Origin of the sequence: Virgisporangium aliadipatigenens, from assembly GCF_016863615.1 — a bacterium.
In the GTDB taxonomy this organism is placed as follows: Bacteria; Actinomycetota; Actinomycetes; order Mycobacteriales; family Micromonosporaceae; genus Virgisporangium; species Virgisporangium aliadipatigenens.
The window spans coordinates 172,965-191,656 of the sequence record NZ_BOPF01000007.1; the positions used below are offsets into that span (position 1 = coordinate 172,965).

At 71.9% G+C, this 18,692-nt stretch carries 17 protein-coding genes; 14 read left to right on the forward strand and 3 right to left on the reverse strand.

All coding sequences use genetic code 11. From position 1 onward, the window contains the following. Positions 1–112: 112 nt before the first annotated feature. From Val02_RS11470 to Val02_RS11480, 3 genes are read left to right on the forward strand one after another with little or no spacing between them, the layout of a single operon-like run. Complete coding sequence (locus tag Val02_RS11470) at positions 113–3,358, forward strand: GH92 family glycosyl hydrolase (protein ID WP_203898964.1); 3,246 nt, start codon at positions 113–115, stop codon at positions 3,356–3,358. 11 nt (positions 3,359–3,369) lie between these two features. Beyond that, positions 3,370–3,672 carry a hypothetical protein gene (locus Val02_RS11475; protein WP_203898965.1) on the forward strand — a complete coding sequence of 101 codons (303 nt, stop codon included), beginning with the start codon at positions 3,370–3,372 and terminating at the stop codon, positions 3,670–3,672. A 56-nt stretch (positions 3,673–3,728) separates the two neighbouring features. Continuing rightward, positions 3,729–4,037: a hypothetical protein gene (locus tag Val02_RS11480; RefSeq protein WP_203898966.1), complete on the forward strand. Its 309-nt coding sequence runs from the start codon at positions 3,729–3,731 to the stop codon at positions 4,035–4,037. On the opposite strand, the gene Val02_RS11485 is transcribed toward Val02_RS11480, so the two are convergent. Beyond that, positions 4,022–4,420, reverse strand: coding sequence for a YchJ family protein (locus Val02_RS11485; RefSeq protein WP_203898967.1), 399 nt, complete (start codon positions 4,418–4,420; stop codon positions 4,022–4,024). The genes Val02_RS11480 and Val02_RS11485 overlap by 16 nt on opposite strands. 29 nt (positions 4,421–4,449) lie before the next feature. On the opposite strand from Val02_RS11485, the gene Val02_RS11490 reads away from it, so the two are divergent. The 5 genes from Val02_RS11490 (at position 4,450) to Val02_RS11510 (ending at position 8,296) form a co-directional block, all read left to right on the forward strand. Continuing rightward, positions 4,450–4,857 carry a DUF3224 domain-containing protein gene (locus Val02_RS11490; RefSeq protein WP_203898968.1) on the forward strand — a complete coding sequence of 136 codons (408 nt, stop codon included), beginning with the start codon at positions 4,450–4,452 and terminating at the stop codon, positions 4,855–4,857. Between the two features lie 62 nt (positions 4,858–4,919). Continuing rightward, positions 4,920–5,681, forward strand: coding sequence for a metallophosphoesterase (locus tag Val02_RS11495; protein WP_203898969.1), 762 nt, complete (start codon positions 4,920–4,922; stop codon positions 5,679–5,681). A 197-nt stretch (positions 5,682–5,878) separates the two neighbouring features. Continuing rightward, complete coding sequence (locus Val02_RS11500; protein ID WP_373317885.1) at positions 5,879–6,217, forward strand: roadblock/LC7 domain-containing protein; 339 nt, start codon at positions 5,879–5,881, stop codon at positions 6,215–6,217. Beyond that, positions 6,214–6,699 (forward strand): roadblock/LC7 domain-containing protein, encoded by a 486-nt coding sequence (locus Val02_RS11505; RefSeq protein WP_239152726.1) that lies wholly within the window; start codon positions 6,214–6,216, stop codon positions 6,697–6,699. The genes Val02_RS11500 and Val02_RS11505 overlap by 4 nt, the downstream gene beginning before the upstream one ends. A gap of 31 nt (positions 6,700–6,730) precedes the next feature. Continuing rightward, on the forward strand, positions 6,731–8,296 hold the full coding sequence (locus Val02_RS11510; RefSeq protein ID WP_239152728.1) for a peptide-N4-asparagine amidase: 1,566 nt from the start codon (positions 6,731–6,733) through the stop codon (positions 8,294–8,296). On the opposite strand, the gene Val02_RS11515 is transcribed toward Val02_RS11510, so the two are convergent. Continuing rightward, positions 8,283–9,602 (reverse strand): molybdopterin molybdotransferase MoeA, encoded by a 1,320-nt coding sequence (locus Val02_RS11515; RefSeq protein WP_203898971.1) that lies wholly within the window; start codon positions 9,600–9,602, stop codon positions 8,283–8,285. The two genes, Val02_RS11510 and Val02_RS11515, sit on opposite strands and share 14 nt — an antisense overlap. Positions 9,603–9,685: 83 nt before the next feature. Here Val02_RS11515 and Val02_RS11520 point away from each other — a divergent pair, with 83 nt between their 5' ends. The 5 genes from Val02_RS11520 (at position 9,686) to Val02_RS11540 (ending at position 16,814) form a co-directional block, all read left to right on the forward strand. After that, positions 9,686–10,999: an MFS transporter gene (locus Val02_RS11520; RefSeq protein ID WP_203898972.1), complete on the forward strand. Its 1,314-nt coding sequence runs from the start codon at positions 9,686–9,688 to the stop codon at positions 10,997–10,999. 2 nt (positions 11,000–11,001) lie between these two features. Continuing rightward, positions 11,002–11,718 (forward strand): carbonic anhydrase, encoded by a 717-nt coding sequence (locus tag Val02_RS11525; RefSeq protein WP_239152730.1) that lies wholly within the window; start codon positions 11,002–11,004, stop codon positions 11,716–11,718. An 87-nt stretch (positions 11,719–11,805) separates the two neighbouring features. Further along, on the forward strand, positions 11,806–13,035 hold the full coding sequence (gene frc, locus Val02_RS11530) for a formyl-CoA transferase (RefSeq protein ID WP_203898973.1): 1,230 nt from the start codon (positions 11,806–11,808) through the stop codon (positions 13,033–13,035). A 17-nt stretch (positions 13,036–13,052) separates the two neighbouring features. Then, the gene (locus tag Val02_RS11535) at positions 13,053–15,200 is read left to right on the forward strand and encodes an acetate--CoA ligase family protein (protein WP_203898974.1); all 2,148 of its coding nucleotides are present in this window, start codon (positions 13,053–13,055) and stop codon (positions 15,198–15,200) included. A 192-nt stretch (positions 15,201–15,392) separates the two neighbouring features. Beyond that, positions 15,393–16,814 carry an OFA family MFS transporter gene (locus Val02_RS11540; RefSeq protein WP_203898975.1) on the forward strand — a complete coding sequence of 474 codons (1,422 nt, stop codon included), beginning with the start codon at positions 15,393–15,395 and terminating at the stop codon, positions 16,812–16,814. Between the two features lie 66 nt (positions 16,815–16,880). On the opposite strand, the gene Val02_RS11545 is transcribed toward Val02_RS11540, so the two are convergent. Continuing rightward, positions 16,881–17,561: a GntR family transcriptional regulator gene (locus tag Val02_RS11545; RefSeq protein ID WP_239152732.1), complete on the reverse strand. Its 681-nt coding sequence runs from the start codon at positions 17,559–17,561 to the stop codon at positions 16,881–16,883. A 117-nt stretch (positions 17,562–17,678) separates the two neighbouring features. Between Val02_RS11545 and Val02_RS11550 the strand changes: the two genes are divergently transcribed. Further along, on the forward strand, positions 17,679–18,683 hold the full coding sequence (locus tag Val02_RS11550) for a 2-dehydropantoate 2-reductase (RefSeq protein ID WP_203898976.1): 1,005 nt from the start codon (positions 17,679–17,681) through the stop codon (positions 18,681–18,683). The last annotated feature ends 9 nt before the right edge of the window (positions 18,684–18,692 follow it).

The window sequence follows — 18,692 nt, forward strand, 5'->3', positions numbered from 1 at the left end:
GGCGCCAGGAAACTCCTGACGCCCACCGCTGTCAACCGATTCGCGATAGATGCCCCTTAATTTGCGAGATCTATTTACAGCAATGTGTCCGGCGCGTTAGGTTCGTTGACTCATGAGAGCGCTCTCCGCCGTCCTCAGCGCAGCCGCCGTCACGGCCGCGCTGCTCGCGGTCCCACCGCCCGCGACGGCCGCCACCGATCCCGTCGACCTCGTCAACCCGTTCATCGGGACGCAGAACTTCGGCAACACGTTCCCCGGTGCCAGTGCGCCGTTCGGCATGGTGCAGGTGAGCCCGGACAACGGTGGGCAGGGCGGCTACGACTACGCCCGCGATTACGTCTACGGGTTCAGCCAGACGCACCTGTCCGGCGTCGGGTGCGGCGTCGCCGGCGAACTGCCGGTCATGCCGACCACCGGCGCCGTGGCATCGTCCGATGTGGACAGTTACCGCTCCAGGATCAGCCACGCCGACGAGCAGGCCTCGCCGGGCTACTACCGGGTCGGCCTGTCGACGTACGGCATCACCGCCGAGCTGACCGCCACGCCGCGCACCGGCTGGCAGCGCTACACCTTCCCGGCGGGCGGGGCCGGCAACATCCTGTTCAACACCGGCCGCGCCAACCAGACCGTGTTCGACTCCGAGGTGCACGTCGTCGGCGACCGCACCGTCGAGGGCCGGATCACCGCCGGCAACTTCTGCGCCGGCAAGGACCGGCACACGCTGTACTTCACCGCCGTGCTCGACCGGCCGTTCGCCTCGTACGGCACGTGGCGCGGCGGCACGCTGTCGGCCGGCAGCCGCGACGCGGCCGGCGACGGCGGCAACGGCGCCTGGGTCAGCTTCGCGGCGGGCGAGGACCGCGACGTCGTCATGAAGGTCGGCGTCTCGTACACCGGCCTCGCCGGCGCGCGGGCCAACCTGGCGGCCGAGACCGGGGAGTCGTTCGACTTCGACGCCACCCGGGGCGCCCTGCGCGAGACGTGGGCGAAGCAGCTGTCCGCGGCCACCGTCGACGGCGGCAGCCACGAGCGGCGCGTCGCCTACTACACGGCGCTGTACCACTCGCTGCTGCACCCGAACGTCGCCGGCGACGTCGACGGCCGCTACGTCGGCTTCGACGGGCAGCCCCACCAGGCGAACGGCTGGACGCCGTACCAGAACTTCTCCCTCTGGGACACCTACCGCCCGCAGAACCAGCTGCTGGAGATGCTCGTCCCGCAGGTGGCCCGCGACGTAGCCCTCTCCGTCGTGGCGATCGGCCGGGACGGCGGATGGCTGCCCCGCTGGGCCCTCGCCAACAGCGAGACGAACATCATGACCGGCGACCCGGTGACGCCGTTCCTCGTGGAGGCGTGGTCCAAAGGGCTGCTCGCCGGCCACGAGCAGGAGGCGTACGCGCTGCTGCTGCGCAACGCCACGAGCACGCCGCCCGCCGACTCGCCGTACAACGGCCGCAGCGGCGTGGAGTACTACAAGGAACGCGGCTACATCCCGTCCGGGCTGGCGCTCGGCACGGACTGCGCGCACAAGGGCGGCGACAACGACTGTGTCCACCCGGCCTCGGCCACCCTGGAGTACGCCGCCGCCGACGCCGCCCTGGCGCTGATGGCCGAGGGCCTGGGCCACCGCGCCGACGCGAAGATGCTGGCCGGGCGTGGCCAGTGGTACCGCAACCTGTGGGACTCCTCGATCCAGCAGTTCCGGCCGCGCACCGTCGACGGCACGTGGGTTACGCCGTACGAGCCGGTGGCCGCCGGGCACCAGTTCCACGAGGGCGGGGCTTACCAGTACCAGTGGCTGGTGCCGCAGGATCCCGCCGGGCTGGTGGAGCTCATGGGCGGGCGGCGGAAGACGGAGCAGCGGCTGGACGCGTTCTTCGCCTACGACAAGCTGCTGCGGGACCCGGCCGGGACGGTGCGTTCGGACTGGATCACCGCGCCGTACGACTACTACGGCAAGCCGACGTACAACCCGAACAACGAGCCGGACCTGCTGGCGCCGTACCTGTACCACTGGGCCGGCGCACCGGCGAAGACGGCGACGGTGGTGCGCGCCGCGATGACCCTCTTCACCACCGGGGCCGACGGGATGACCGGCAACGACGACCTGGGCACCATGTCGGCGTGGTACGTCTTCTCGTCGCTGGGCCTCTACCCGACGATGAGCGGCGCCAACTTCCTTGCCGTGTCGAGCCCGCAGTTCCCGGGCGCCACCGTCCACATCGGACGGTACGGCAAGCAGGGCGGCACGTTGAACATCCGCGCGCCGGGGGCCGGTGACAGCAACCGCTACGTGCAGCGTCTGACGTTCGACCGCAGGAACATCACGAACAACTGGCTGGGATGGGCGGACCTCGCGCGCGGCGGGACCCTCCAGCACACGCTCGGCACCCGCCCCTCGGCCTGGGGCACCGGCCCGGCCGCGCAGCCGCCGTCGGTCAACAAGGCACCCGGCGACAACCGCGTCAGCCTCAACGTCGCGATGCGCCCGAAGGCGGCGGTCGTGCCGACCGAGGGGACCGCGCAGCCGGTGCGCCTCGACGTCGACGTGCTCGGCCAGGCGCCGTCGGGTCTCGTGGCGGTGGCCTCCGTCAAGGCGCCGCAGGGCTGGACGACCGACGTGCAGCCGTCCCGACTGATCGCGATACCGTCGCGGGGCCTGCCGACGCAACGCTCCCTCGCGGTCACCGTCACCGTGCCGGCGAACACGCCCGTCGGCCGCTACCCGGTGGACGTCGAGGTGGGCGCGCTCGGCCTGCCGACCCAGACCCGCCGGGTCGACGTGGAGGTGCGCGCGCCGGCCGCGTGCGCGTTCGTCCAAAGTGGACGGTGCGGTGTGGACCTGCGCACGGACCTCAACAACGACGGCACCGCCACGGTGGCCGCCTCGGCGGAGGGCAACTTCGACGGCGGCGGCTGGAGCTACGACGCCGACCTGCTGCCGCCGGCCGGAGCGGTCACCTGGGACGGCGTCCCCTACCTGGCACCGGATCCGACCGGCACCGCCCCGAACTTCGTCGAGGCCCGCGGTCAGACCCTGCTCCTGCCGGCGCACGGCGCGGCCGGGCTGCACCTCGTGCTGACCTCGCACAACGGGCCGGTCGCGTCGTCGTTCACGGTCGGCTACACCGACGGGTCGACGGCCGAGGTGCCGTTCGAGGTGGCCGACTGGTGCGGCGACCCGACCGCCGGCAGCAGCACGGTCCTCGCGATGCCGCACCGGATCCGGGCGGGGCAGGGCGTCGACGGGCCGCCGGTGAAGCTCTTCGCGATCGCGCCGGCGACGGAGAAGGCGGTGCGCACCGTGCGCCTGCCGGACGACCCGCGCCTGCACATCTACGCAGTGACCGTCGGATGAGGGGGAGACCGATGAAGGCAAGACTGGCGATCGTGGGGGCACTTGCGGTGGGTGGGCTCGTCGTGAGCGCCGCACCCGCCCAGGCCGCCACCGGTGTACTGGTGATCGAAGAAGGTACGTCGTCGACGGTATACCGCGATCCGGCGCCGCGCTGCTACACCCGCGCCGCGGCGCGGGACGTGCAGGTCCGCAACAACACCGACTCCCGGATCCGGCTCTACCGCACCGCGGGGTGCTCGGGCGCGCCGACCGAGACGGTGCAGCCGGGCGGCTTCACCATCTCCCTCGTGGGGAGCTTCTACGTAGTTACGTAGAAATTACGCGGCGTGGCTAGCGTCGGTGGCACCGAACAACGGGGAGGAGCCACAGCATGCGCAAGCTCACGCGCGCCGCACTCGTCGGGGCGGTGACCGTCGCCGCGGTCGCCGCCACCGCCGTACCCGCCTCGGCCGCCTTCGGCCGGATCTACTTCCGGGTCGGCACACTGTGGGTGGCCACGGCCAACCCGGCGGCCGGCTGCCACGGCGTCGACAACGGTCCCATCACCGCGCTCCGCAACGAGACCAACGTCGCGGTCCGCCTGTACCGCGGGACCTGGTGCACGGGGACGCCGGTCGCGACCGTGCCGCCCGGCGGGTACACCACCACGCCGTCGGACAGCTTCTACGTCCCGTCCTGACGGATCTCGCCGTCCACGTAGACCCACCGACCCTCGTGGCGGGCGAAGCGGCTGCGCTCGTGCAGGCGGCCGCGTCGCCCGCCGCTGCGGTGATGCGCCCGGAACTCCACCGTCCCCTGACTGTCGAACAGTCCACCGTCGGCGGTATCCAGAATCTCCAGGCGCAGCCACCGCTGCTCCGGATCGAACTCCAGCCGGCGCGGCCGGGTCCGCGGATGCCATGACCGCAGCAGGTATGCGGCGTCACGTACCGCGAACGCGCTGTAGCGGGAACGCATCAGCGCCTCGGCCGTCGCCGGCACGTCGGACCCGTCGTGGAAGCGGCCGCAGCAGTCGGGGTAGGGGTCGCCGAGACCGCACGGACAGAGCGAAAGGTCGGGCACCGGACCATTCTGCCGTTAGGGTCTCGGGGATGAGAGCAGCAGGTACGTTCACCGTCTCCGGGTTCACGCCGGCCGCCGTCGCCCCGGTGCCGCCGATCGCGACCGCCGTCCCGGTCGGCGTCGCCACCATGGAGAAGGCCTTCGCGGGCGAGGTCACCGGCCGCTCCGCGACCCTCTTCACCGCGGCCTACGACCAGGAGTCCGGCGTCGGCACCTACGTGGCCATGGAGTCCTTCGAGGGAACGCTCGCCGGACGCGAGGGCGCCTTCAACTTCGTCCACTCGGCGACCACCCTGGGCGGGGACCGCCGCCACGAGCACTTCGTCATCGTGCCCGCGAGCGGCACCGGCGAACTGGGCGGCATCAGCGGCACCGGCGGCCTGGCGATCGACGAGGACGGCACGCACCGGATCTGGTTCGACTACGAACTGGCCTGAGGCGCCGGGCGAGGTACACATGGGGCGGGAAGAGTTTCTGTCCGCCCACCGGAAGGGGCCCCGTGCCGGACATCGTGGTGATCGGCGACGTCGGCGGCTGCGCGGCCCAGCTCACCCGCGCGGTCGCGCCCTTGGTCGACGACCCCGACACGGTGATCATCCAGGTCGGTGACCTCGTCGACCGGGGCCCCGACAGCCGCGGCGTCCTGGACCTGGTGCGGGCCCGGCAGGAGATCGCGCCGGAGCGCTGGATCCAGCTCGTCGGCAACCACGAGGCGCAGTACCTGGGCGGCGAACCGTTCTGGCCGACGCGGCTGGACGAGGACGCGGCGACGCTGCTGCGCACCTGGTGGCTGAAGGAGTGGCTGCGGGTGGCGGCCGCCGTGCGCACCCGCGAGGGCGAGGAACTGCTGATCTGCCACGCCGGCATGACGGTCGCCACGTGGCGCGCGCTCGGCGAGCCGGTCACCGCGGCCACCGCCGCCGACCTGCTCAACACCCGCCCCGAGGAACTGCTCTGGGACTCCCGGGGCGGCCCGCTGTGGGCCGAGGCGGCGTCCGACCTGTACGGGTCGTGGCTGGACGCGCCGGTGGTGGTGCCGTTCGGGCAGGTGCACGGGCACTCGACGGTCGTGAGCTTCGCGCGGCGGGCGTGGCTGTGCCCGGGCCGGATCCGGCAGCGCACGACGGTGGACTGGGCGGCGCGGCACACCTTCACCCGGATCCGCACGGCGCGCTTCATCGGCGTCGACCCGAAGCACGGCCGATTCGGCACCGATCACTGGGCGCCGCTGACCCTTCCCGATGCCACCCTGCTCGCATGATCACGCAACGGCGTCGCCGGACGACGCAACGTCGATCCGAAATCGGATTCACGGATGATTTCCCTAGTCCGCACGGGCAGACACTGCGTCGATCCTTGCTGTGATCGACCGGTCACGTGAAAGGCTGCGACCTGCGATAAGGCCGGCTTCAGCGGGAGGCAGTGTTGACGAACATCGACGTCACATTGAAGAACATCATGAGCATCGAAGGGGCGATCGCGGCCGCCCTCGTGGACTACACGAGCGGTATGACGCTCGGCGTCCTGGGCGGCGGACCCGATCTCGACATCACCGTCGCGGCGGCGGGAAACACCGACGTCGTCCGCGCGAAGCTGCGCACCATCCAGCTCCTCGGCCTCGGCGAGGGCATCGAGGACATGCTGATCACGCTCGACACGCAGTACCACATCATCCGGCCGCTGCGCGGCGCCAACGGCCAGGGCCTCTTCCTCTACCTGGCGCTGTCGAAGTCGCGCTCCAACCTCGCGTTGGCCCGGCATCACCTGCGGCTGGCGGAAGAGAAGCTGGAGCTGTGACGGCCCGGGGCCGGCGGACCGAGGCCGGGGCCGCGCTGCCCCGGCGCAACGAACGCCTCGCGGACGACGCGCCCCCGCACCCGGCGGCGGAGACCCGGCCGGTGCCGGTCGAGGGGCCGCTCGCGACGGCACGGGGACTCCTCTCCGACCTGCAGCTGGCCGTGCCGGGGGTGCGCGGCTGCGTGCTCGCCGGCGTGGACGGGCTGCTCATCACCCACAACCTGCCGGGCGGGCGGGACGCGCACGACGTGTCCGCGCTCGCCGCCACGACGGCCGGACTCGGGCGCCAGAGCGGGATGGCGCTGGGGCAGGGCGGCTTCCGGGACGCGACGATCCGCAGTCTCGGCGGCTACTTCACGGTGTATCTGATCGGCGGGCACGCGCTCCTGGCGGTGCTCGGCGACGACGGGCTCAACGTGGCGCGGCTGCACATCGAGGCCGTTCCCGTGGTGGAGAAACTGGCGGATCTGCTTCCCCGTTGACAGGGGTCGATGAATTAGATCAGATTGCCGGGTGCTTCGCAGACTTGTGGCCCTCGGGTGTGTGCTGTTCGGATTTCTGATCACGGGTGCCGGCCCGGCGCGGGCCGAGCCGGCGGTGCCGGTGCCCGTGGAGTTCGGCAGCGACTGGGACGATCCGCGCACGGCCGCGCCGCCCGTAGAGCATCCGCGCGGGCGTTCCTGCACGGTGCAGATCGTCGACACCGAGTTCCGCGACTTCACGCCGTACACGTCGACGTTCACGCCGCCGGCCGCGTGCCGGGGACCGTGGCAGAAGGTGGTGCTGCGCCTCGACGGCGCGGTCGCCGGCCGCCAGTACGACCGGCTCGGCTACCTGCGCATCGGCGGCGTGACGGTGTTCAAGACGTCGACCCCGGAGCCTTCCGTCGACGGTATACAGTGGACGGTCGAGAAGGACCTCACCGGATACGCCCCCTTGCTGTCCGCGCCGCAACCGGTCGAGATGCTCATCGGGAACGTCGTCAACGACACCTACACCGGCATCCTCGACGTGCGGGTGTCGCTGACGTTCTACCCGGGGCGCCCGCCGGCCGGCGAGGCCGACACCGTGCTCGGGCTGGCCGGCCAGCACAACGAGGGCACCTCGCTCGTCGGCGACCTGACCGTGCCGCGCAACACCGAACGCCTCGTCGCCGACGTGTACGCCACCGGCTCCGGCGGCGGCTGCGAGGAGTTCTGGTACCTGACGACGCCGACCGGCGCGCCCTACTCGTGCCCCGCCGACAACGGGCCGCACCGCGAGGTGCAGGTGCGCATCGACGGGGTGCTCGCCGGCGTGGCGGCCCCGTACCCGCACATCTACACCGGCGGCTGGTCCAACCCGTTCCTCTGGTACGTGCTGCCGGCGCCGCGGGCGTTCGACATCCAGCCGGTGCGCTACGACCTGACGCCGTTCGTGGGGCGGCTCACCGACGGGCTGCCGCACCGGGTGTCGGTGTCGGTCCTCGGCGTCCCCGAGGGGCAGACAGGGTGGGACGTGCCGACGACGTTCCTGGCGTGGCGGGACGCCCGGCGCGGTGTGGTCACGGGCGCGCTGGTGGAAAGCGGCGACCGGGACGCCACCAACTCCGCCGTGTACGCGCCGGGGCACTCGGTGGCCACGACCGCGTCGCACTCCTTCTCCGCCGCCGGTTACGTGGACACGTCGCACGGCCGGGTCTTCACGTCGGTGTCGCGCTCCGTCGGACACCGTTCGACCCATCGGTGGAACGACGACGAGACCTCCGACTCGCTCTCCGCGACCTGGACGGATTCGTCCACTGTGGACGTCCGGCCCGGCCGGAAAACCACGGTCGATCGTCGCTACGGGATGGACGGCACGGTCACCATCGACGCCGCCGACCGGCTCACCACGACGATCGCGCTCAGCGACGGCTGGACGAGCGGCCCCACCACGATGCTCGACACGTACACCGGCGAGGCCTCCTGGCTGCTGAACGTCCCCCGCGACCAGCGCCACGCCACCGGCACCTCCACCGAGCGGTACCGCCTGCACGGCCCCGGCGTCCGCTACGACCGCACCATCTCCGTGACGAACGGCATCGTCACCCGCTGCTGAGCAGCTCCACCGGGGTGTCGCCGTCCCAGCGCGGCGGCACCACGGCGAGGGCGTCGGCGAGCGCGGCGCCCCACAGGGTGCCCGGCCGGTCGTGCCCGACGGGGACCACGCCGTCGCCGTCGTAACGCACCGGCACCACTCTCGTGTCGCGCGGGTGGCTCGGCAGGTCCCGCCCGCGCGCCGTCCGCGGCCTGCGGGGCGCCCGGCCGGCGAGCCGTTCGACGACCGGCACCAACAGCGTGACGGCCGCCACGAGCGCCGCGAACGGGTTGCCCGGCAGCCCGACGACGGCCCGCCCGTCCGGCAGCGCGGCGAACAGCTGCGGGTGCCCCGGACGGCACGCGACGCCGCTGACGAGCACGCTCGCGTCGACGTCCTTGAGCGCGGCGCGCAGGTGGTCCGCGGCGCCCACCGACGTCGCCCCGCACACCACCACGACGTCGGAACCCTTGTCCCGCAACGCCTCCGCGAGCGCCGCGCGGTCGTCGCCGAGCCGGGTCCCGAACCGCGGGTGCCCACCGGCCCGCGCGATCAGGCCGGGCAGCAGGGGACCGATGGCGTCGCGGACCCGGCCCGGCTCGGGGAGCCCGCTCGCGCGCACCTCGCGGCCGGTGACGATGACGCCGACGCGGGGCCTCGGGCGCACGCGCACGGTGTCGTATCCGGTGGCGGCCGCGAGGGCCAGTGCCGCGGGCGTGAGCGCGGTCCCTTCGGCCAGGAGAACGGTACCGGCGGGGTAGTCCTCGCCGGTGCGCCGGATGTGCCGCCCGCCGTGCGCGCGACCTTCCCGGCCGGTCTCGCCGACGGGCCGGCTCTCGATCTTCATGCCGTCCCCGGGCAGCACGACGGCGTCCTCGTACGGCAGTACCGCGTCGGCGCCCGGCGGCACCACGGCGCCGGTGGCGATCTCGACGGCCGTGCCGGGCGGCAGTATGCGGACGCCGGGCTGCGGTATGCGGGCGCCTGGCTCGGCGGCGGTGACCGACTGCGGGATGAGGGCGTCGGGCTCGAAGAGCACGCCGGTCCCGGCGGTGCGGGCGCCGTGCCCGGGCGGGGTGCCGGGTTCCGCGGGTCCGGCGGCGCCGGGGGTGGGGTCGCCGGCGAGGACGCGGCCGACGACGCGCCACGGCCCGGGGCCGGCGACGGCATAGCCGTCCATGGCCGACGAGTCGTAGGACGGCGACGGCACCAAAGCGGTGAGCGGCCCGGCGAGCGCGTACCCGAGCGCCTCCGCCAGCGGCACGTCGACCGGCGACCCCGGCGTCCCGTACGACGCGGCGACCCGTCGGGCGGAACCCCACTCCATAGCCACTCCCTGGACAGCGATACGGGCCGATGGTACACAGTGAAGCAGGTCGCATACAGCATACAGTGTGCAGGAGGCTCGACATGCCTACCGTTCCCCGCGACACGCGCGACATCCACGACTACTACGGCCGGCGCTATCGCGTCGGCGAGCGCGACGTCGACCTGACCGGCCGCCCACGCGAGTGGATGCTCGGCCTCGCCTGGATCTCGATGTTCGCGATCAGCCTGTTCCAGTACGGCTTCGGCGCGGCCGTTCCGGCCCTCGCGCGCGAACGGGGCTGGAGCGTGGGGGAGGCGCTCACCGTCCTGGCCGTGTGGGTGGTGTGCCAGGCCGGGGTGTCGTTCCCGGCGACCTGGCTGTACCGCCGGGTCGGCCCGCGGGTGCCGCTGCTGGTGGCGGCGGTGCTGTGCGCCGTGGCGCTGCTGGCCCTCGCGCACGACGCCGGCCCGCCGGTGGTCACGTACTCCGTTCTCGGCGGGGTGGGCTGCGGGACCGTGTACGCCACGTGCATCGGCGCCGTGACCCAGTGGTTCCCCGAACGGGTCGCCACCCGCGTCGGCTTCGTCAGCGGCGCGTTCGGCTACGGGGCGCTGCCGTTCGTGGTGCTCGTGTCGTTCGCGGATCCGGCGGTGGTGCTGGACGCGGCGGCCGTGCTCGTGCTCGTCGCGATCGGCGTGAGCGGCCTGCTGCTGTCCCGCCCGCCGGCGAACTGGTGGCCCGCGCACATCGACCCGCACCGCTTCGCCCTGGACCGCCGGGTCAACCGCAGCATCCCCAACAACGTGCCGGCGGCGCGGGCGTTCCCACCGTGGGCCGCGGTGCGCAGCGGGATGCTGCCGCTGATGTTCGTGGTGGTGGTGCTGACCGCCACGATGGCGCTGTTCGACGTCGCCTACCTCGCCGCGCACGCCGACGCGACGCCGGCCTTCACCGCGGCCTCTCTCGGCACGCTCGCCGTGGCGGCCGGCCTGGGCCGGGTCTGGACGGGTTCGCTGTCGGACCGGCTCGGCCGCAAGCGGGTGCTCGCGCTGGCGCTGGTGCTCGGCGGGACGGCCCAGTTCGGGCTGCTGGCCGCGGTGCGCGGCGGAACGCTGGCCGCCGTCGTGCTCTTCGCCGGCCTCGCCGGTGCCGGTACCAGCGCCGGCTACTCGCTGCTGGTGAGCCTCGTGCGGGACTGGTTCGGCGACGACGCCACGCTGGCCAACTACGGCATCGTGTACACCGGCAAGGCGTTCGGCGGGGTGGCCGGCGTCTCGCTCGCGGGCGCCTACGCCGGTGCGCCGAGCACCGTCCCGGCCTTCCTCGTCGCCGGCGGCCTGGGCCTGCTCGCGGCGGCGCTGACCGCGCGGCTGCACCAGCCCGGCCGGCGCGTGCTCTCCGTCCCCGGGGCGTAGCGGTGGCGCCCGAGCCGCCGGCGCCCGCGGCGGTGCCGTCGTCCACGGCCGTGCCGGTGCGCGAGACGATGCCGGTGTCGGGGCCGCGACCGGCGCCAGCGTCGCCGCTGACGCCGCTGCCGGCGGCCGGGTCGCCGTCGGTGGCCCAGGGTGCGCTGGCGCGGCTGCTCGCCGGCAACGAACGCTTCGCCGCCGGCGCCTCCGTCCACCCGCACCAGGACGCCGCGCGCCGTAACGCGGTGGCCGGCGAGCAGGCGCCGTTCGCGGCGGTGGTCGGCTGCTCCGACTCGCGGCTGCCGGCCGAGCTCATCTTCGACTGCGGGCTGGGCGACCTGTTCGTGGTGCGCACCGCCGGGCACACCATCGGCCGCGAGACGCTCGGCAGCGTCGAGTACGCCGTGACGGTGTTGCGCGTCCCGCTCGTGCTGGTGCTCGGCCACCACGCCTGCGGGGCGGTGCGCGCCGCGTGCGACCTGGTGGCCGCCGGGACCCCGATCTCGCGGAACCTGCGCGCGGTGGTGGACGCGATCGTGCCGCACGCGCGGGCCGCCGCCGAGGTGGACGACGTGGTGGAACTGCACGTGGCGGCCACCGTGCGGCGGTTGTCCGCGGCGGTCGCGGGGGAGCGGTGCGCGTTCCACGGGATGGTCTACGACCTGCGGACCGGCCGCGTCGCGTCGGCTATCGACACGGTTCGAAAAGGTCTCCTCACCCTCTAGACACACGGTTGTTACGTAGGTCACGATGGGCCTACCACATACGGTATACAGTCTGCGATCCGCGATAGAACCTGTGGGAGTTGACCGATGAGCAAAGCGCTGGAAGGCATCCGCGTCCTGGACATGACGCACGTCCAGTCAGGCCCCTCGTCCACGCAGATTCTCGCCTGGTTGGGCGCCGACGTCATCAAGCTCGAGGCGCCCGGCACCGGGGACATCACCCGCAGCCAGCTGCGCGACCTGCCCGACGTGGACAGCCTCTACTTCACGATGCTCAACTGCAACAAGCGGAGCATCACGCTCAACATGAAGAGCCCCGAGGGCAAGGAGGTCTTCACCTCCCTCGTGGCGGGCGTCGACGTCCTGGTGGAAAACTTCGGTCCCGGCGTCGTCGACCGGTTCGGCTTCTCGTGGGAACGCCTTCAGGAGATCAACCCCCGCCTGGTGTACGCGAGCATCAAGGGCTTCGGCCCCGGCCGCTACGCGAAGTTCAAGGCGTACGAGGTGATCGCCCAGGCGATGGCCGGCTCGATGAGCACCACCGGCTTCGAGGAGGGCCCGCCGACGGCCACCGGCGCGCAGATCGGCGACTCCGGCACCGGCATCCATCTCGTGGCCGGCATCCTCGCCGCGCTGTACCAGCGCACCCACACCGGACGCGGCCAGCGTGTGCAGGTCGCCATGCAGGACGCCGTGCTCAACCTGTGCCGCGTCAAACTGCGCGACCAGCAGCGCCTCGCGCACGGCCCGCTCACCGAGTACCCCAACTCGCACTTCGGCGAAGAGGTGCCGAGGTCGGGCAACGCCTCCGGCGGCGGACAGCCGGGCTGGGCGGTCAGGTGCGCGCCGGGCGGCCCCAACGACTACATCTACGTCATCGTGCAGCCGGTCGGCTGGAAGCCGCTCGCCGAGCTGATCGGCCGTCCCGAGCTGGCCGACGATCCACAGTGGAACACCCCGCAGGTGCGACTGTCCAAACTGGACAAGATGTTCGCGCTCGTCGAGGAGTGGACGGAGAAGCACACCAAGTGGGAGGTGATGGACGCACTCAACGCGTTGAACATCCCCTGCGGGCCGATCCTGTCCACGAAGGAACTCATCGAGGACGAGACCCTGGCGGAGCTCGGTTCCGTCGTCGAGGTGCAGCACCCCACGCGAGGGACGTTCAAGACGGTCGGCTGTCCCATCAAGCTCTCCGACTCGGCCGTCGACGTCGCACGCTCACCGCTGCTCGGCGAGCACACCGAACAGGTACTGGGGGAGTTCGGCTACGACCCGGCCCGGGTCGGCGAGTTGCGCGCCGCCGGTGCGCTGTAGAAGCGGAGACCTGACCAATGACGCAGCAGCGCTACGACCGCGACGCCGTGCGGGCGATTCTCGACCGCGTGCGGGAGGAGGGGCGCAGTGCCCTGACGGCCCCCGAGGGGCGCACGGTCGCCGAGGCCTACGGGATCGACACCCCGAAGGAGGGCCTCGCGGAGACCGCCGACGCGGCCGTCGCCCTGGCAACGGAGGTCGGCTACCCGGTCGTCATGAAGATCGTGTCGCCGGACATCCTGCACAAGACCGAGGCCGGCGGCGTGCTCGTCGGGATCGGCGACGACGCGGGCGCGGCGGCGGCGTTCGCGTCCATCGTGGACAACGCCCGCGCCTACGACGCCGACGCGCGCGTCACCGGGGTGCAGGTGCAGCGGATGCTCTCCGGCGGGCACGAGGTCATCGTCGGCGCGGTCACGGATCCGGCGTTCGGCAAGGTGGTGGCGTTCGGGCTCGGCGGGGTGCTGGTCGAGGTGCTCAAGGACGTGACGTTCCGGCTGGCGCCGACCGACGCCGAGACCGCCCGTTCGATGGTGGACGGGATCGCCGCCGCCGAGATCCTGCGCGGCGTACGGGGTGCCGCACCGGCGAACAGGGACCTGCTGGCGTCCGTCATCCAGCGCGTCTCGGACCTCGTGAACGACTTCCCGGAACTGTCCGAAGTGGACCTGAACCCGGTGCTCGCCACCGAGGACTCGGCCGTCGCCGTGGACGTGCGCGTCATCGTGGACCCCGCGGCGGCGGTGCGGCCGACGGCGTTCACCCAGGAGGAGATCCTGGCGTCGATGAACCGCATCATGCGGCCCGCGTCGATCGCGGTCATCGGCGCCTCCGCGGAGGCCGGCAAGATCGGCAACTCCGTCATGCGGAACCTGGTCGACGGCGGCTACCGGGGCGAGATCTACCCGATCAACCCGAAGGCCGCGGAGATCCTGGAACGCAAGGCGTTCGCCAGCATCTGCGACGTGCCGGGCGACGTCGACGTGGCGGTCTTCGCCATTCCCGCGAAGTTCGTCGCGAAGGCGCTGGACGAGGCCGGCCGCAAGGGTGTGGCCGGCGCGATCCTCATCCCGTCCGGCTTCGGCGAGACGGGCAACCACGAACTCCAGGAGGAGGTGGTCGAGGTGGCCCGCCGGCACGGCGTCCGGGTGCTCGGGCCGAACATCTACGGCTACTACTACACGCCGCAGCGCCTCTCGGCGACGTTCTGCACACCCTATGACGTGCGTGGTGGTGTCGCGCTGTCGTCGCAGAGCGGCGGTATCGGCATGGCGATCCTGGGCTTCAGCCGTTCCACCGAAATGGGCGTGTCCGCGATCGTGGGGGTCGGCAACAAGGCCGACATCGACGAAGATGACTTGTTGACGTTCTTCGAACACGACGACGACACCCGACTGATCGCCATGCACCTGGAGGACCTGAAGGACGGCCGCGCCTTCGCCGAGACGGCGAAGCGGGTCTCGGCCCGCAAACCCGTCATCGTCCTGAAGGCCGGACGCACCGACCAGGGCGCGAAAGCGGCGAGCTCGCACACCGGCGCGCTCGCCGGAAACGACAAGGTGTACGACGACATCCTGCGCCAGAGCGGCGTCATCCGCGCGCCCGGCCTGGGCGACATGCTCGAATACGCCCGCGGCGTGCCGCTGCTGCCCACGCCCACGGGGGAGAACGTCGTCATCATCACCGGCGCCGGCGGCTCCGGCGTGCTGCTCTCCGACGCCTGCGTCGACAACGACCTGACGCTTATGAGCATCCCGCCCGACCTCGACGAGGCGTTCCGCGCGTACATCCCACCGTTCGGCGCGGCCGGCAACCCGGTGGACATCACCGGCGGCGAACCGCCGTCCACCTATCGCAACACCATCGCGTTGGGTCTGTCCGACCCGCGGATCCACGCGTTGATTCTCGGCTACTGGCACACCATCGTGACCCCGCCCATGGTCTTCGCCGAACTCGTCGTCGACGTGGTCCAGGAGTTCCGGGCCAAGGGTGTGCACAAGCCGGTGGTCGCCTCGCTCTCCGGTGACGTGGAGGTCGAGGAGGCCAGCGAACACCTGTACCGACACGGCATCGTGGCCTATCCGTACACGACGGAGAAGCCGGTGGCGGTCCTCGGCGCCAAGTACCGGTGGGCCCGCGCCGCCGGTCACGTCACGGGAGGCTAGCCCTCAGCAGCCGCCGTCGCCCCGCGCCGCTCCGTGGGGCGACGGCTCCGACCGCCATGTCCCTTCGCTTGTCCGGGCCGGAAGGCATAGGCCCGGAAAGAACAGATGCCTACCGGAGGTGCAGAACCACATAACCCTCAGTGGCCCGGGCCCGCCCGCCCGGCCGCACCGCCCCGCCCAAGGAGGTCCGGCGTGCCCGCTTCCGACATGCCCGAAGCAAACGCTACCGCTCCGCAAGCAACCCTTTCCCGCCCCGACTCCGCCTTCCGCGAGGTCACCGACCACAACGGCCGGGTCTACCGCATCGGTGAGACCGACCGGCAGCTGATGGGCCGTTCCCGGGTCTGGATGGTGATCCTGCCCTGGTTCGCCATGATGGCCATCAGCTCCTCGGAGTACGCGTTCACCTCCGCGGAGGAGACGCTCGCCGAGGGCCACAACTGGCACGGCGCACACATCTTCTGGCTCCTCGGCGTCTGGGTGTTCTTCCAGGCCGCCATCGCCTTCCCTGCCGGCAAACTGCGCGAGAACGGCACCCTCTCGGCCCGCAACGCGATGATTCTCGGAGCGGTCGGCACGGTGCTGGGCTACCTCGCACTCGCCTACGCCCCGAACGTCTTCTGGGCCTACCTCGGTTTCGGCTTCTTCGGCGGCTCCGGCGCCGGCCTCGTCTACGCCACGTGCGTCAACATGGTCGGCAAGTGGTACCCGGAACGCAAGGGCGGCAAGACCGGCTTCGTCAACGGCGGCTTCGCCTACGGGTCCGTGCCGTTCATCTTCCTCTTCAAGTCCTACATGGACACCAGCAACTACGGCGGCGTGCTGCTCGTCGTCGGCCTCTTCCTGGCCGCCACGGTGGCCGCGAGCGGCTTCTTCTTCAAGGACCCGCCGAAGAACTGGTGGCCGGCGCACGTCGACCCGTTGACCGTCGCCACCGACGACCCGCGGGTGCGCCGTTCGCTGCTCAAGAACCCGCCGGCCGATCACCAGTACACGCCCATGGAGGCGGTCCGCACCGGTGTGCTTCCGCTGATGTGGTTCTGCCTGCTGTGCACCGCCGGCGTGAACATCTTCGGCATCGCCTTCCAGGTGCCGTTCGGTGACGAGATGGGCTTCGCCGGCGGGATCGTGGCACTGGCGATGAGTCTCAAGGCGATCATCAACGGCACCGGCCGCGGCGTCATCGGCTGGATCTCCGACCGGTACGGCCGGCGCCAGACCCTCACGTTCGTGTGTGTGGTGCTGGGCCTGTCGCAGTTCGCGGTGTACTTCTCCGGTTCGATCGGCAGCCTGCCGCTGTTCCTCATGGCGTCGATGGTCTCCGGATTCGGCGGCGGCGCCATCTTCCCGCTGTTCGCGGCGATGACCGCGGACTACTTCGGGGAGAACAACAACGCCTCCAACTACGGCCTCGTCTACTCCTCCAAGCTGGTGTCCGGCCTCGTCGGCTCCGGCCTCGGCGCGGTGGTCGTCGCGGCGTGGGGCTACGGCGGCGCGTTCATCCTGGCCGGCTCGATCGGCCTCTTCGCCGGCGGACTCTCGCTCTTCCTGCGTCGCCCGAAGCCCGTGATCCCGGCGACCCCGCCGGACGCACTGGCGCTCAGCCGCGCGTGACAGAACCGGTGCGGTGGTGGGTTCCTCGCCCGAACCCACCACCGCACCTCCACCCCACGGGAATGTCTAGGGCGCCCCGGCGATCTGCCGCCGGTAGAACTCGGTCGTCCGCTCGGTGTGTTGGCGCATCAGGCTCTCCGCCCGGTCGGCGTCGCCGGCGGCGATCGCCTCGATGACGGCGTGGTGCTCCTTCCAGGCGTCCTCGCCCCGGGGGCGGGCGATCGGGGTGTAGTACCAGCGGACGCGGCGGTCGACCTGAGCGATCAGCTCGGCCAGCACGGCGTTTCCGGAGATCTCCGTGATGAACGCGTGCAGCGCCGCATTGGCGGTCACGAGCCGCCGCGGCCGGGCTCCCGCGCCGAGCGCGTCGAGTCCTTCCTGCTGCAGCTGCCACAGCCGCTCGACGTGGCCGGTGTCGGCGTGACCCGCGGCCAGGCGCGCGGAGTGCGTCTCCAGCACGGCGCGGGTCCCCAGGAGCTGCACCGCCTCCTCAGGGCTGGGCGTGTGCACGAACGCCCCACGCGTCGGGCGCAGGTCCACCCACCCTTCGGACTGCAGTCGCTGCAACGCCTCCCGGACCGGCTGCCGGCTCACGCCCAACTGGGCGGCCAGCTCGCCCTCCACGAGGTGCTGCCCGGGGCGCAGGGCACCGTTGACGATCAGGTCCCGCAGCGCCTCGTGCACGGCCTGGCGCAGCGGGGCCGGGCGGGCCACCCGCCGGGCCGACAACGCATCGGTGCTGTTCACGGTACGACCATACCGTATTTCGTATGCAATAGACCAAGCCTTCTGTCGCCTTCCCCTCGTGAGACATCTCTCAGTACACTACATACTGTATACAAGATCCCGAGACGGGAGCCCATTGTGAAGATCGCGATTCTCGGCGCCGGCGCGATCGGTGCCTACGTCGGCGCGGCCCTGCACCGGGCCGGGGCCGAGGTCTCCCTGGTCGCCCGCGGCGCCCACCTGGCGGCGCTGCGGCGCGACGGCGTGCGCGTGCTCAGTCCCCGCGGCGACTTCGTCGCCCGGCCGTTCGCCACGGACGACCCCGCGCTGGTGGGTCCGGTCGACTATGTCTTCCTCGGGCTCAAGGCGCACTCCTACGCCACCTGCGGCCCCCTGCTCGCGCCGCTGCTGCACGAGGGGACGGCGGTGATCGCCGCCCAGAACGGCATCCCGTGGTGGTACTTCCACGGCCTGGCCGGCCATCCGCTCGAGGGGCGGCGGATCGAGTCGGTCGACCCGGGCGGGGCGGTCACCGCGACGCTGCCGGTGCGCCGCGCGATCGGCTGCGTCGTCTACTGCTCGACCGAGATCGCCTCGCCCGGCGTGATCCGGCACCTGGAGGGGACCCGCTTCTCGATCGGCGAGCCCGACCGTTCGGTCTCCGAACGCTGCGTCGACTTCGCCCGGGCGATGGTCGCCGGCGGGCTCAAGTGCCCGGTCGAGCCGGACCTGCGCGACGACATCTGGGTCAAGCTGATGGGCAACGTGGCGTTCAACCCGCTGAGCGCGCTGACCCGGGCGACGATGGTCGAGATGTGCCGGCACCCCGGGACCCGGGGGTTGGCCGAGGAGATGATGCGCGAGACCGTCGCGATCGCCCGCGCCGCCGGGGCCGACCCGACGGTCTCCGTGGAGCGGCGCATGGCCGGGGCGGAGAAGGTCGGCCACCACAAGACCTCGATGCTGCAGGACCTCGAGGTGGGCAAGGTGCTCGAGCTCGACGCCATCCTCGGCGCGGTCGTGGAGCTCGCCACGCTGACCGGCGTGCCGGCGCCGACGCTGCGCAACGTGCTGGCGGCCGTCGATCTGCTCGCCCGCAAGGCCGCCGCCGCTTCCGCTGGGCGCGAGGCGCGGGTAGCGTAGACTGCATAC